11 protein-coding genes and 1 pseudogene are annotated in these 14,562 nt (G+C 71.4%); 2 read left to right on the forward strand and 10 right to left on the reverse strand.

The window, feature by feature from the left end; genetic code table 11:
* A pseudogene (locus ACFYP0_RS32355) lies at positions 1-198 on the forward strand (C39 family peptidase); the annotation flags it as partial.
* A 62-nt stretch (positions 199-260) separates the two neighbouring features.
* On the opposite strand, the gene ACFYP0_RS32360 reads toward ACFYP0_RS32355, so the two are convergent.
* Positions 261-1,022: a DedA family protein gene (locus ACFYP0_RS32360; protein WP_356981149.1), complete on the reverse strand. Its 762-nt coding sequence runs from the start codon at positions 1,020-1,022 to the stop codon at positions 261-263.
* Positions 1,023-1,256: 234 nt separating this feature from the next.
* Here ACFYP0_RS32360 and ACFYP0_RS32365 point away from each other — a divergent pair, with 234 nt between their 5' ends.
* Complete coding sequence (locus ACFYP0_RS32365) at positions 1,257-4,109, forward strand: aconitate hydratase (RefSeq protein WP_124854071.1); 2,853 nt, start codon at positions 1,257-1,259, stop codon at positions 4,107-4,109.
* Between the two features lie 711 nt (positions 4,110-4,820).
* On the opposite strand, the gene ACFYP0_RS32370 is transcribed toward ACFYP0_RS32365, so the two are convergent.
* The 9 genes from ACFYP0_RS32370 to ACFYP0_RS32410 all read right to left on the reverse strand — a co-directional run bounded on the left by ACFYP0_RS32370 (position 4,821) and on the right by ACFYP0_RS32410 (position 14,545).
* Positions 4,821-6,077: an RNA polymerase sigma factor gene (locus ACFYP0_RS32370; RefSeq protein ID WP_356981151.1), complete on the reverse strand. Its 1,257-nt coding sequence runs from the start codon at positions 6,075-6,077 to the stop codon at positions 4,821-4,823.
* Between the two features lie 5 nt (positions 6,078-6,082).
* Positions 6,083-6,409: a YciI family protein gene (locus ACFYP0_RS32375; protein ID WP_244218780.1), complete on the reverse strand. Its 327-nt coding sequence runs from the start codon at positions 6,407-6,409 to the stop codon at positions 6,083-6,085.
* 94 nt (positions 6,410-6,503) lie between these two features.
* Positions 6,504-7,115 carry a GTP-binding protein gene (locus ACFYP0_RS32380; protein WP_124854074.1) on the reverse strand — a complete coding sequence of 204 codons (612 nt, stop codon included), beginning with the start codon at positions 7,113-7,115 and terminating at the stop codon, positions 6,504-6,506.
* Positions 7,096-7,482: a DUF742 domain-containing protein gene (locus ACFYP0_RS32385; RefSeq protein ID WP_030337267.1), complete on the reverse strand. Its 387-nt coding sequence runs from the start codon at positions 7,480-7,482 to the stop codon at positions 7,096-7,098. The genes ACFYP0_RS32380 and ACFYP0_RS32385 overlap by 20 nt, the downstream gene beginning before the upstream one ends.
* 5 nt (positions 7,483-7,487) lie before the next feature.
* A complete protein-coding gene (locus ACFYP0_RS32390; RefSeq protein ID WP_030337269.1) occupies positions 7,488-7,910 on the reverse strand; it encodes a roadblock/LC7 domain-containing protein in 423 nt (140 codons plus the stop codon).
* 91 nt (positions 7,911-8,001) lie between these two features.
* Positions 8,002-10,560 (reverse strand): sensor histidine kinase, encoded by a 2,559-nt coding sequence (locus tag ACFYP0_RS32395; protein ID WP_355494814.1) that lies wholly within the window; start codon positions 10,558-10,560, stop codon positions 8,002-8,004.
* A gap of 124 nt (positions 10,561-10,684) precedes the next feature.
* Positions 10,685-12,301 (reverse strand): prenyltransferase/squalene oxidase repeat-containing protein, encoded by a 1,617-nt coding sequence (locus ACFYP0_RS32400; protein WP_124853772.1) that lies wholly within the window; start codon positions 12,299-12,301, stop codon positions 10,685-10,687.
* Positions 12,294-13,211 (reverse strand): terpene synthase family protein, encoded by a 918-nt coding sequence (locus ACFYP0_RS32405; RefSeq protein ID WP_124853771.1) that lies wholly within the window; start codon positions 13,209-13,211, stop codon positions 12,294-12,296. The genes ACFYP0_RS32400 and ACFYP0_RS32405 overlap by 8 nt, the downstream gene beginning before the upstream one ends.
* Positions 13,208-14,545, reverse strand: a complete 1,338-nt coding sequence (locus tag ACFYP0_RS32410; protein ID WP_208740826.1) for a cytochrome P450 — start codon at positions 14,543-14,545, stop codon at positions 13,208-13,210. The genes ACFYP0_RS32405 and ACFYP0_RS32410 overlap by 4 nt, the downstream gene beginning before the upstream one ends.
* Positions 14,546-14,562 lie beyond the last annotated feature (17 nt).

Here is a 14,562-nt window from a genome sequence, read left to right on the forward strand (position 1 = left end):
ATCGCCGGCACCAGCACCGACACCGACGGCGTCACCCACTCCTACGAGGGCGGGCACTACATCAGCGTCGTCGGCTACCGCGACAACGGCAACACAGTGAAGATCGCCGACTCCGCCAACCCGAACACCGCCTCCTACTGGATCAGCGTCGAACACCTCGCCGACTGGATCGCCACCCGCGGCTACGCCACCAGCTGACCCACACCACATGACCGAAGGGCCGGACCCCCACGAGGGTCCGGCCCTTCGGCGTGCCTACGTCAGTGCTCGCGCCCGCGGGTCGGCTCAACGCCGGGCGCCGCCACAGCCGCCTGACCGCCGAATGCCGCCGCAACGGACCGCCCGCCCGAAGCCGTCCCAGCAGACTGACCGCTGGAAGGCACCTGGGCCGCCTCCATGTCGGCAGCGCCGTCGGCCGACGCGACGCGGTGCGCGCGGCGGCGCAGCCACCAGGTGCTGCCGAGCCCGGCGAGCACCGCGAGGACCAACCCGGCCCAGGAGATGTCCTTCAGCCAGTGTTCGGCCGCCCGGCCAACGGAGTAGAGCAGGTATGTCGTGCCGAAGGCCCAGACCAACCCGCCGGCCGCGTTCGCCACCAGGAAGCGGCGGTACGGCACGTGCAGCGCCCCGGCGAGCGGCCCGGCCAGGATCCGCAGCAGTGCCACGAACCGACCGAAGAAGACCGCCCAGACGCCATGCCGCGCGAAGCTCTGTTCGGCACGGGCGAGCTGCGCCGGGCCCAGGTGCTTGGGGAACCGTCTGCCCAGCCGGGCGAGCAGCGGGCGACCGCCGCGTCGGCCGACGGCGTACCCGACGGAGTCGCCGACGATGGCGCCGAACGCCGCCGCGCTGGCCACCCACTCCGGCTCCACCACTCCGGTGGCGGCGAGCAGGGCGGAGCTGACCAGGACGATCTCGCCGGGCAGCGGAACGCCCATGCTCTCCACGCCGATCACGCCGGCGACGAGCAGGTAGACCACGCCCGGAGGCAGCGCCGAGAGCCAGTGCTGAACGTCGATCACTCGGCACCCCTTCCGAATCGGCCCCGACCCTACCTCGCCGATCCGACGACGGGGGGCGGTCGCGCGACGACGGAGGGCGGTCGCGGGCGGCCCAACCCGGGACGTCAGGTTGCACATATAGCAAGACGGACGTACGGTTTTGTTGGAAGCGGAATCGGGCGGTAAGTGTCACCTAACCTCGGCGGCACCCCGACCGGTGCGACAGACTGCTCAGGACTACTCACGGTCGCTGGTGTGAAGGAGTACGACGTGGCGAGCCTCGACACCTTCGGTGCGAAGACCCAGCTACGCGTCGGAGACGCGAGCTACGAGATTTTCAAGATCGACAAGGTGGACGGCCACGCGCGGTTGCCGTACAGCCTGAAGATCCTGCTGGAGAACCTGCTGCGGACCGAGGACGGCGCGAACATCACCGCCGACCACATCCGCCAGCTCGGCGGGTGGGACTCCACCGCCGCCCCGAGCGTGGAGATCCAGTTCACCCCGGCGCGGGTCCTGATGCAGGACTTCACCGGCGTGCCCTGCGTGGTCGACCTGGCCACCATGCGCGAGGCCGTACGTGACCTGGGCGGCGACGCCAGCAAGGTCAACCCCCTCGCCCCAGCCGAGCTGGTCATCGACCACTCGGTCATCGCCGACCTGTTCGGCCGCGAGGACGCGTTCGCCCGCAACGTCGAGCTGGAGTACGAGCGCAACAAGGAGCGCTACCAGTTCCTGCGCTGGGGTCAGACCGCGTTCAACGAGTTCAAGGTCGTCCCGCCGGGCACCGGCATCGTGCACCAGGTCAACATCGAGTACCTGGCCCGCACCATCATGGAGCGCAACGGCCAGGCGTACCCGGACACGGTGGTCGGCACCGACTCGCACACCACCATGGTCAACGGCCTGGGCGTGCTGGGCTGGGGCGTCGGTGGCATCGAGGCCGAGGCCGCGATGCTCGGCCAGCCGGTCAGCATGCTGATCCCCCGGGTGGTGGGCTTCAAGCTCTCCGGTGAGATGCCGGCCGGCACCACCGCCACCGACCTGGTGCTGACCATCACCGAGATGCTGCGCAAGCACGGTGTGGTCGGCAAGTTCGTCGAGTTCTACGGCCCCGGCGTGGGCGCCGTGCCGTTGGCCAACCGGGCCACAATCGGCAACATGTCCCCGGAGTACGGCTCCACCGTGGCGATCTTCCCGATCGACGCGGAGACGATCCGCTACCTGGAGCTGACCGGCCGCGACGCGGCGCAGGTCGCCCTCGTCGAGGCGTACGCCAAGGAGCAGGGCCTCTGGCACGACCCGGACGCCGAGCCGGACTACTCCGAGCGCCTGGAGCTGGACCTCGGCTCCATCGAGCCGTCGCTCGCCGGTCCGAAGCGCCCGCAGGACCGGGTGCCGCTGGGTGCTGCGAAGACGCTGTTCCGCTCCGCGTTGACCGACTACGTGGCCGACGACTCCGTCGGTGAGCGCGACCTCAAGCCGGGTGTCCCCCGCGAGGAGCTGCCGCGTGGCGCCAACGGCCCGGCCGATGAGGCCAGCGCCGAGTCCTTCCCGGCCAGCGACCCGCCGGCCAACGAGTTCAGCGACCCGGCCGACGAGCCTCGTGACCTGGAGACCGCTGCGGTCGGCGCGGGTGGCCGGGCCAGCAACCCGGTCCGGGTCACCGGCGCGGACGGCGTCGAGTACGAGCTGGACCACGGCGCCGTGGTGATCGCCGCGATCACCTCGTGCACCAACACGTCCAACCCGCAGGTGATGATCGGTGCCGCGCTGCTGGCCCGTAACGCTGTGGAGAAGGGCCTGAGCCGCAAGCCGTGGGTGAAGACCACCCTGGCGCCCGGGTCGAAGGTCGTCATGGACTACTACGAGCGGGCCGGCCTCACGCCGTACCTGGACAAGCTCGGCTTCAACCTGGTCGGCTACGGCTGCACCACCTGCATCGGCAACTCGGGCCCGCTGCCCGAGGAGGTGTCGGCCGCGGTCAACGAGCACGACCTGTCGGTCGTCTCGGTGCTCTCGGGCAACCGGAACTTCGAGGGCCGGATCAACCCGGACGTCAAGATGAACTACCTGGCGTCGCCGCCGCTGGTGGTCGCCTACGCCCTGGCCGGCACCATGGACATCGACCTGGCCAACGAGCCGATCGGTGAGGACTCCGAGGGCAACCCGGTCTACCTGCGCGACATCTGGCCGAACAGCGCCGAGATCCAGGACGTCATCGCCCAGGCGATCGGCGCCACCGGTTTCAGCGCCGCGTACGCCGATGTCTTCGCCGGGGACGAGCGGTGGCAGTCGCTGCCGACCCCGACCGGCGACACCTTCGCCTGGGAGAACGACTCCACCTACGTGCGTAAGCCCCCGTACTTCGAGGGCATGCAGCAGGAGCCGAGCCCGGTCGTCGACATCTCCGCTGCCCGGGTGCTGGCCAAGCTGGGTGACTCGGTGACCACCGACCACATCTCGCCGGCCGGCGCGATCAAGGCGGACTCCCCGGCCGGCACGTACCTGGCCGAGCACGGCGTGCCGCGCCACGAGTTCAACTCGTACGGTTCCCGCCGGGGTAACCACGAGGTGATGATCCGGGGCACCTTCGCCAACATCCGGCTGCGCAACCAGCTGGTGCCCGGGGTGGAGGGCGGCTTCACCGTCAACCACCTCACCGGCGAGCAGACCTCGATCTACGACGCCTCGGTGGCCTACCAGGAGGCCGGCATCCCGCTGGTCGTGCTGGCCGGCAAGGAGTACGGCTCGGGCTCGTCGCGGGACTGGGCGGCCAAGGGCACGATGCTGCTGGGCGTCCGGGCGGTCATCGCCGAGTCGTACGAGCGGATCCACCGCTCGAACCTGATCGGGATGGGCGTGCTGCCCCTGCAGTTCCCGGTGGACGTCACCGCCGAGTCGCTCGGCCTGACCGGCACCGAGACGTTCACCATCACCGGGGTGACCGCCCTGAACGATGGTGAGACCCCGCAGACGGTGCAGGTCAGCACCGACACCGGCGTGGAGTTCGACGCCGTGGTGCGGATCGACACCCCGGGTGAGGCGGACTACTACCGGCACGGCGGCATCCTCCAGTACGTGCTGCGCCGCATGATCGCCAACTGACGTCGTACGGCTGGTGAAGGCCGCTCCCGCTCCGGCGGGGGCGGCCTTCACCGTTCCAGGCGAGGGATGCTGTCAGAGCGTCCGTAGTCGCTCGGCTACCGCGTCATCCACGGCGCGGCACGCGTAACCCCGTAACCGCCGTCGCAGGGTGGTCGCCCGAAGCGCGTCTCGCACGGCAGCCCGCAACACTGCACTGTCAGAGGCCACAGCCTCATCAATCTCAGCGAAGAGACTCTCGACCTGACGCATGTCGTAACCACGCAGAGTAACCACGAACGGCAACGGCATGATGGCGGGTGGTCGCGTCGGTCCGCTCGGGGTGCCTGGGTGCGCAAGTGCAGCCAGCCGTTGGGCTATCGCCGCGTCCACGTCCCGGGGAGCGTAGCCCCGTAAACGCCGTCGCAGGGTGGTCGCCCGGAGCGCGTCTCGCGCGGCGGCCCGCTGCTGACCCTCCCCGCGGTCGTGTGTCGAGCGACAGATCGCGCCGATCTTGCAGTTTCGGTCGCCGACATGAGCGGTTCTGTCCCTTGTGTCGGGACAGAAAGTGCAAGATCGCGGAGCGGGGACAGACCGGGCCCGTTGATCATGGAGTTGTGGTGCCTGGTTTGGCGGTTCACGGGGGCTTTGTTGCCCACCACAACTCCATGATCGACGGGGCGGTGCTGGTCCAGATGACCGACGTACCGCTCCTGATCGCGTACGGCCGCTCCGCTAGCGGTCGAGTTCGTCGGCCCGGTCGAGCAGCGCACGGCGCTCGGCGGTTGAACCCACCGCGGCCGCCGCCTCCCGGAACAGTCCTGCCGCGCGTCTCCGGTCGCCCTGCCGGGCCACCAGATCGGCCTGCACCGCCACGGCGAGCGGGTAGCCGTCCAACCCGCCCCCGGCGCGCGCCGCGTCGAGCACTACCAACCCGGCGGCCGGCCCGTACGCGTAGCCGTGCGCGACCGCACGGTTGAGCGCGATCACCGGTGAGGGGCGGAGGTCGGCGAGCGCGTCGTAGGCCCGCGCGATCGTCGGCCAGTCGGTCTCGTCGGCCGAGGCGGCGGTGGCGTGGCAGGCGGCGATCCGGGACTGCCACGCGTACGGCCCGTCGTGGCGTACCCGATCGAGGGCGGCCAGGCCCTCGGCGATGGCGGCACGGTCCCACCGGTCGCGGTCCTGCCGCTCCAGGGTGAGCAGGCTGCCGGCAGCGTCGCGGCGGGCGTCGCGACGGGAGTGTTGGAACAGGCACAGCGCCAGCAGCGCGGCGACCTCGGACTGGTCGGGCATCAGCCGGTCGAGCAGCCGGGCCAGCCGGACCGCCTCGGCGGCGAAGGCCGGCTCGCCGTCGGCGACGTAGCCCCGGGTGAACAGCAGGTACAGCACGGCGAGGACGCCGGGCAGCCGCTCGGTCAGCGCCGGCCCGCTCGGCACCCGGTACGGGATGCCGGCCTGGGCGATGCGGGTACGCGCCCGGGTCAACCGGCGGGTCATCGTCGACTCGCTGACCAGCAGCAGGCGCGCGATGTCAGCGGTCGGTACGCCGCAGACCGTTCGCAGCGTCAACGCCACCCGGGCCTCGATCGCGAGCGCCGGATGGCAGCAGGTGAAGATGAGACGCAGCCGGTCGTCCACCACGTCCTGCCCCGCCTCGGGCTCGGGCTGCGCCTCGTCCGGCGTGAGCAACGCCAGGTCGTGCAGCTTGCGCCGCTCCACTGTGGCCCGGCGCAGCACGTCGATCGCCCGGTTGCGCGCCACCGTCATGAGCCAGCCGCCCGGGTTGGCCGGCACACCGTCGGTGGGCCAACGCTCCAGCGCGACGGTCAACGACTCCTGGGCGCAGTCCTCGGCCAACGCCCAGTCCCCGGTCACCCGGATCAGGGTCGCGACGATCCGGGGGTACGCCTCGACGCTGGCGGCCGCGACGGCCTCCGCCGCCGCGCCGGCCGGTGCCTGGGTGCGCATCGGCCGGCGCGGCGAGGTGGACATCGCGCTCAGTCTGGCAGGTCCGCGAACGGGCGCAGTTCGAGCCGCCCTTCGCGGGCCATCGGGTGCGTGCGGGCCACCTCGATCGCCTCGTCCAGGTCGGCGCAGTCGAGCAGGTCGAAGCCCACGATCACCTCGGCGGTCTCCGCGAACGGGCCCTCGGAGACGAGCAGCTCACCGTCTCGAACCCGAACGGTGGTGGCGGCGCTGGTCGGCGCCAGCGCGTCGCCGGTCAGACGGCGACCCCGTGAGTCGTTCTCCGCCACCCACTTGTGGATGTCGGGCAACTCGGTGGGGTCGGTGTCCGGCTTGGCGTCGCTGCAGACGAACATCATGTACTTCATCTGGTCGCTCCCTTGTTTCTCGGGGTATCACCAGCATGACGATCGGCCGACAGCGTTCCGGACACCCTCCCCCGAAAAACCTTGGTCAGTCTCCACTGGCGGCGCGGCGGCGGGCCTCGCGGGTCTTCATGGCGTGCTCCATCAGCGTGACGAGCACCTCCTTGCTGGACTCCCGCTGCCGGGCGTCGCAGAGCAGCACCGGCACACCCGGGTCCAGGTTCAGCGCGGCCTGCACCTCGTCGAGCCGGTACTTACGGGCATCCTGGAAGCAGTTCACCGCCACCACGAAGGGGGTCCCCCGACCCTCGAAGTAGTCGATCGAGGGGAAGCAGTCGGCGAGCCGGCGGGTGTCGGCCAGCACCACAGCGCCGATCGCCCCCAACGCCAACTCGTCCCAGACGAACCAGAACCGGTCCTGCCCCGGCGTGCCGAACAGGTACAGCACCAGGTCGTCGCTGATGGTGATCCGGCCGAAGTCCATGGCCACGGTGGTGGTGGTCTTGCTCTCCACCCCGGACAGGTCGTCGATGCCGACCCCCGTCTCCGTCAGCACCTCCTCGGTGCGCAACGGCCGGGTTTCGCTGACCGCGCCAACCATGGTCGTCTTGCCCACGCCGAAGCCGCCCGCGACCAGGATCTTGATCGCGGTGGGCAGTGGGGTCGCTCCCGCCGGCCGGTCAGAGTGCCCGTAGTCCATTGATAACCGCCTCGAAGATGCTGTTGTCGGGAAGACCGGCCGTGGTCTGCGGCTCGCGGACCTGCACCAGGCTGCGGGCCGCCAGATCACCGAGGAGCACCCGGATGGTGCCCACGGGCAGGTCGAGATGGGCGGCGATCTCGGCGACGGACTGTATGCGTTGGCACAGGCCGACGATCGCCAAATGCTCGGGACCGAGACCGACCTCGGGCGTGACCTCGGCTCGGGTCGCCGTGACCAGGGAGATCAGGTCGAATGTGCCGGTGACCGGGCGGGCCCGACCACGCGTCACCGCGTACGGACGCACCACCGGACCCGCGTGGTCATCCACCCACTGATGGTCTGCGGACTCCCCCTGGACCGTCATCGCCGCTACCTCTCGCCGACCTGCTGATCAGTGCCGCGCGACGGCGATGCGACGTACTTGCCGACGCGGGTGACCAGCATCGCCATCTCGTAGGCGATCAGGCCGACGTCGGCGTCCTCGGTGGCCAGTACCGCCAGACAGGCGTTGCGGCCGGCCGCCGTGACGAACAGGAACGACGACTGCATCTCGATGATGGTCTGCTGCACCTGCCCACCACCGAAACGCTTGCCGGCACCTCGGGCGAGGCTCTGGATGCCGGCCGCCATCGCCGCGAGGTGCTCGCCGTCGTCCCGGCTCAACCCCTGGGAGGAGGCCATCAAGAGGCCGTCGGTGGAGAGCGCGACCGCGTGTTCGGCCTGCTTCACCCGGCCCACCAGGTCATCCAGCAACCACGTCAGGTCGGCGCTCGAAGCCGTCTTCTGGGTCACTTCGTCGTCCTCTTCTCGCCCGGCTGTGCGCCGTTGTTCGTCTGGGGCTCGACCGTCACACCGCGCGGAAACCCGCGTCGTCGGTGCCCGGTCAGGTCGCTTGTGGATCCTCGTCGGTCGGCTCGGACGGCGTCGCCGCCGGGGCGCCGGAGGCGCCGCCGAGCAGCCGAGCCGCATCGGTCCGCCCACGCCGGGTGCCGGTCTGGTAGGAGCTCATCATCCGGCGAACCTGCTCCGGTGGGCGCACCACATCCTCGTCGTCGGTTTCGGACACCGCCGGGTCGTCTCGCAACTCGGGAACGATGTTCGCCTGTCGGACCCGGACGGGCAGGCCGGAGTCGGTCCGCTCCGCCTCGGCGCGGGCGTGCACCGGGCCGCCGTCGCCGGCCAGGGCGGCATCTCCGTCGGGGGTCTCCGGGCGGGTGGGGTCGACGGCGGGCAGGCCGGTGGGCACGGTCGGGGTTTCCAAGGCTGGCTGAGCCGGCCCGCGACGGGCGCGGGTGGGCAGGTCGGGGGTGCCGGTTGCCGGGGTGGTCCGCTGTCGGGTGGGGAGAACGGTGTCCGCCTCGGCCTCCTCGTCCGTCGTCGGCGCGGCGGTGTCGGCCGGCGTCGGCGCCGCCGAGGTCACCGCCACCTCCGACGCGGTGGTCGTCGGCGCGGCGAGCGCGACCGGTGCGAGGGACACCGGACGGCCGCTGTCCGTGGCGGGTGCCGACGGCATCGGGATGGCCGAGCCGGTCCGGAACGACCCGGAGTCCTCCGGTGAGACGTCGGCTTGGGTGACCAACTCCAGCGGGATCAGCACGACCGCGGTGGTGCCGCCGTACGCGGACTCCTTGAGCCGTACCCGCACGCCGTGGCGTTCGGTCAGCCGGCTCACCACGTAGAGCCCGAGGCGGGCGGCGTTGGCGAGGTTCAGCTCGGACTGGTCGACGATCCGGTGGTTCGCGGCGGCCAGGTCCTCCTCGCTCATGCCGAGGCCCCGGTCCTCGATCTCGATGGCGAACCCGTTGGAGACCAGTTGGCCGCGGACCTCGACGGTCGTGTGTGGCGGGGAGAACGACAGCCCGTTCTCGATCAGCTCGGCGAGCAGGTGGATGACGTCGCCGACCGCGCGGCCGGCGAGCGAGACCGGCCCGAGCGGCAGCACGTTGACACGGGTGTAGTCCTCCACCTCGGCCACGGCGCCGCGCACCACGTCGACCATCGGGACGTTGCGCCGCCAGGCCCGACCGGGGGTGGAGCCGGAGAGCACGATCAGGTTTTCCGCGTTGCGCCGCATCCGGGTGGCCAGGTGGTCGACCCGGAACAGGTCCTCCAGCTCCTCCGCGTCGTGCTCGCGGCGCTCCATCGCGTCCAGCAGGGTGAGCTGGCGGTGGACGAGCGCCTGCGTGCGTCGGGCCAGGCTCAGGAAGACCTCGCGGACGTTGCGACGCAGGTCGGCCTGCTCGACGGCGGTGCGCAACGCGGTCTCCTGGACCGCGTTGAACGCCTTGCCGACCTGGCCGATCTCGTCGGTGCCGAACTCCAGCGGGGGCGCCTCGGTGGCCACGTCGACCTCTTCGCCGCGCCCGAGCCGCTCCACCACCCGGGGCAGCCGCTCGTCGGCGAGCTGCCAGGCGGCCTCGCGCAGCCGGTCCAGCTGGCGCAGCAGGTTCCGCGCGGTGGTGATCGAGACCACGACGGAGGCGATGACGGCGAGGAGGCCCAGACCGGTGGCGAGCACCAGTCGGACGACGACCATCACGGCCACGCCGGTGGCCCGGTCCACGATGCCCTCGCCGCCAGCGGTGACGACGCCGTTCACCTCGGCCAGCACCGGCTCGACAGTGCCCCGCCACTGCTCGGCGCCGACCGGCAGCTGGGTTGACGGCCGGCCCTCGCGGATGATGCTGTCCTGCACGGCACGCAGCCGGGTGAACGCCTCGCCCTCGACGAGCTGCTGGTAACGGCGCTGGTCGGCGTCGGCGAGCCGTACCCGGGTCTCCTCACCGAGGAACCGCTCCGAGCCGACCAGCGCGACGTAGCGGGCGTACTCGGCGCCGCTCATCCGACCGTTGCCGAAGAGGCCGCTGAGCAGCGCGTCCTCCTGGGAGATCAGCTCCTTCATCCGGTTGAGCTGGATCAGGGCCGCCGCCTCGCCGGCGATCTGCTTGTCGTCCAGGCTGCCCGTCACGTCGTAGATCTGGAAGATCGACTCGATCGCGTTGGTGTACGCCTCAGCGGCGGCGATCCGGTCGATCTTGCGGTCCAGCACCTCCGCGCGGGTCTGCTCCAACGCGTTGACCTGGGCGATCGTCATACCGAGCTGGGTGTCCAGTGCGGAACTGCCGGCGACGTCGACCTGCCAGTTGCGCACCGAAGCGGCGAAGTCGGCGGCCAGCTCGGCGGTCTTGCGCTGCTCGGCCTCGAGCGCTGTCCGCTGCGTGGCCTCGGGGTTGCTCAGGTACGCCTGGGTCAACCGCCGCTCCACCTGGAGCTCCTGCAACAGCGGCTCGCTCGGTGTGTAGACCGTGCTGTTGAGCAACTGGACACCGAGCAGGTTGAAGCCGTCGCGCAGGGTCACCCACGCCGCGAACATCCAGAGCGCGACCAGGGAGAGCAGCAGGGCGACAACCTTGGTGCGGATACTCGTACCGCGAGAACGCATTGAACCGTCCCAGGCCGGGCGTTGACTCAGCTCATCAACGAATGATCAGAGGGGGCGACGTCCCACCGCAGCGGGGCATCCGGGGCTGAGGCTCTGCGTACGCTAGCAGTGTCGACACAACCCCTCAAGTTGCTGTTTTTGTTGACCGGTAACCGCAATCCACCACCGATCGGTCCACGCCGGAGGCACGGATGCGGGTCAGTCGGCAGGCGGCGAGCACCGCTGCGCGAACGATGACGGTCGGACAGTACAGCTCCTTGCCGTACCACAGTGGACGGTGCTCCCGGGCGGTGGATTCGTGCAGGTAGGCGTGTCCACGTGCCACGGCCTCGTCGACCCGTGGCACCGTCGTCGGCACCGCCAGCAGCACCTGGAGGGCGTACGCGGTCTCCTCGGCGGTGCCGTCCCACCGCCCCCACGAACCGTCCGCCCGCTGGCTGTTCAACACCCAGCCGGCCGCCCGATCCACCGCCTCGGCGGCGGTCGCACCCCGCCCGAACTCGGCCAGTGCCAGCACGCAGCAGGCGGTGGCGTAGTACGGCGAGGCGTGCCACCGGTCCTGCCAGGCGCCGTCCGCGCGCTGGTGGCCGGCCAGCACCGCACTCAGCCGGTCGACCGCCCGGTGATAGCGCGCCCCCGCGTCCGGATGCCGGGCCACGTGCTGGCCGAAGGCGTCCAGCACGTGGGCGTTGGTGGTGACCGAGAAGCCGTCCTCCCCCGGCCAGGTGCAGAAACCGTCAGCCGTCTCGTACGCCCACAGGCTGGCCGGGTCCGCCGGACGGCCGAGCCGGGCCAACGCGTCGAGGGACACGGCGGTGGTGTCGGCGTCGGTCGGCAGGCCGTCGCCGGTGGCGATTCCTCGGCCGGCGGTGGCAGCGGTCAGGCTCTCCAGGACGGCGGCCGGTGGGTTGATCGTGATCCCGGCCCGGCGCAGGCCGCTCAGCACCCAGGCTCGCTCGAAGACGGTGATCGGTGCCGGGCAGGGCACCGGGCCGCCTCCGTCCCGGATCAACGCCCGCAGGAAGGCGTGCGCGGCGGGGCCGGCGGCCGGGCCGACCGCGGTCAACCAGGCCGCGGTCGCGGCGGGTGAGGCGCCGACCGCGGTGAGCGTGGGGCCCGCGTCGGCGGGTACCGCGTCCAGGATCTCGTAGAAGTGGGCCAGCTTCGGTGGCAGCGTCCTTCCGGCGGCCACCGCGGACCGCACCGCGCGCAGCCGGTCCCGGTTGAGCCCGGTGGGCAGCGGTAGCGGCGGGCGGGGCAGGCGCGCGGCGGTGGCCGGCTCCAGACCGGCGAGGCGGTCGTTGATCGTGTCGACCAGCGCCGGGACGATGAGGTCCAGCGCGGGCGTGTCCGGCAGAGTCCGGGCATCGCTGGGGAGCAGCGTGCCGACGAGCGCGCCGAGCCCACGGGCCACCGGAGCGAGCAGCTCCGTCCCGGCCCTGCCGTCGGCCAGTGCCGCGAGCAGCGCGTCGGTGGCGCTCAGGGTCGGCACCAGTGCGTACCCCTCGGGTGGGCCCCACGCCCCGTCCGGGCGCTGGCTACGCAACAGGAACGCGATCCGCTGGTCGTGCCCGGTCAGCCAGGGAGCGACGGCGACCAGCCGCCCGGTCTCGTACACCGACGCGGCGACCTGCCCCCACGGCCGCAGGCCAAGACCGGCGATCAACTCGCGGGCGGCGTCGACGACCGGGTCAGCGGTGGTCGCCGCGTCGGCGAGCACCCGGGTGGCACCGTCACTCATCGCGCTCGCCCCAGAAGTCCGACAGTTGGTAGAAGCCGCCGGTGAAGGAGATCTGCCGGTTGAGGTAGTCCGCCTGGCGGGGGCACCGCTCGGCGAGGGCGGCCAGGTCTCCCCGGGACCGGGCGGTCAGCTCGGCCAGCCGGTCGTGCACCTGCGCCGGGTCGTCGACCAGCAGCAGGGCGTTCAGGTCACCCCACTCGGCGTCCCGGCCCTGGGTGGCCAGGTCGTTGACCAACCGCAGTACGCGCTGCACGCCACGACCGGCGTCCAGCAGGTCGGTCAACTGGGCGAGGGTCTTCTCGTCGCCGGTGGCGATCCAGTGGGTGACGTTGACGAATGAGCAAGCGAGGTTGTCCGCGTTGTCCAGGTAGCGGTCCAGGTCCGGCAGGCGCCGCCCGGTGGTCGGGTCGGTCGGCAGGTTCTTCCAGTCCCACTCCCGCGCCACGGCGGCGAGCATCCGCGCCAACTCGTCGCGCCAGATCGGGCGCAGCCGGGCGAACGCCGGCACGGTGGCCAGCTCGTCGCGCAGGTCGGCTAGCAGCCGGGCGAGGTGGCGCCCCGGCGGCGGGGCGGCGCCGTCGGCCACCGCAAGGCAGTCGGTGACCACCTTCCGGACGTCGTCGACGGACCGCGCGAGGTAGTCGACCTGCCAGTCGGCGGCGAAGACCCAGAGCAGGGTACGGGTGGTGATCCGCAGCTCCGCGGCGGTGTGCCACGGCGCGGTGAAGGCGATGGCGGTGGCCACCGAGCTGAGCAGCGCCGGGTCGAACGGCGCGGCGTCGAACAGCTCCGGGTGCGCGGCGGTGACATCCTGCAGGTCGCGTACGCCGCGCACGGCGAGCGCGCACACCCGGCCCTGCTCGGCGACCACGTCCTGACCGGCTCGCGCCGGTCGCGGGGTCTCCGTCACGATGCGACCGGACGCTCGACCGGGGTCAGGATGACCTCGGCGCGCTGCTTCGGTTGCAGCGAGGCGCCCATCCGAGGCGTCAGGTCGGCCGGCTCGCGCAGCCGGAAGCGGTAGCGGCTCAGCACGGTGCTGACGATGAGCTGGGCCTCCAGCAGGAACAGGTACTGCCCGAGGCACTGGTGCGGGCCTCCGCCGAACGGGAAGTAGGAGTAGCGGTAGCGCCGCCGGGGCAGCTCCGGCGCGAACCGCTCCGGGTCGAAGAGCGCCGGGTCGTCCCAGAAGGTCGACATCCGCTGGGTCACGTACGGGCTGACCAGCACGGTGCCGCCGGCCTTGATCCGCACCCCGCCCAGCACGTCGTCGCCGACAGCGGTGCGCGGGATCATCCAGCCGGCCGGGTAGAGCCGCAGCATCTCGTCGAGCACCATCCGGCCGTAGCGCAGCTGGGGCAGGTGCTCACGGCCGACCCGTTCGGCGCCGACCACCTGCTCGATCTCGTCGGTCATCCGCTCGGCCACGTCGGGGCGGGACGCCAGCACCGGCCAGAGCCAGGAGAGCAGGGCGATGGTGGTCTCGGTGGCGGTGGAGAACATCGCGACCACGTCGCCGCGGATCGCGTACTCGTCGGGTTCGCTGCCGTCGGCGCGCGGCCGGCAGAGCGTGGAGATGATGTCGTCGCCGTCGGTGGGACGGGCCCGGGCCTCCCGGATGATCGGCAGCACCACCTCGTCGATGGTGCGCACCGCCTCGCGGAAGCGCCGATCGCCGGGCATCGGCACCGCGTACGGCACGGCGGGCATCAGCAGTCGGGGGAGCATCGCGGTGGTGACGGTGTCCAGCGCGGCGCTGATCCGCAGCGCGTCGGGGACCGAGATCCGGTCGGCGAAGAGCACCCGCATGGTGGTGCGCAGGACGATCTGGGTCAGCTCGGCGCCGCCGTCGATGGGGCGCCCGGCGAGGGCCGGTTCGAGCCACTCGTCGACCGCCTCGTTGATCGCCTCGGCCATCTTGTCGACGAGCGTCTCGGCCCGCTTGGCGGTGAACAACGGTTGCAGCGCGCCTCGGCTGGACTCCCAGACTTCACCCTCAGCGACCAGGATGGCGTCACCGACGATCCGACGAACGGGTCGCCAAAGCAACCCGTCGCCGTCGCGGGTGTAGTTGGCAACGTTGTCCCGCAGGACGCGTTGCAGGTGCTCAGGATGGCTGACCAGATAGGGGCGGAACGAGCCGAGGTTGAGCCGGACGACGTCGCCGCCGGCGTCCTGCGCGAAGTCGACGAGCGCGCCCAGCGGATCGCGGACGAGTGCCGGCAGAGCGCGTCGTAACGGGATTGTCCGGGGCTCGGTGC

This window comes from Micromonospora arida (assembly GCF_042873195.1).
Taxonomy (GTDB): domain Bacteria; phylum Actinomycetota; class Actinomycetes; order Mycobacteriales; family Micromonosporaceae; genus Micromonospora; species Micromonospora arida.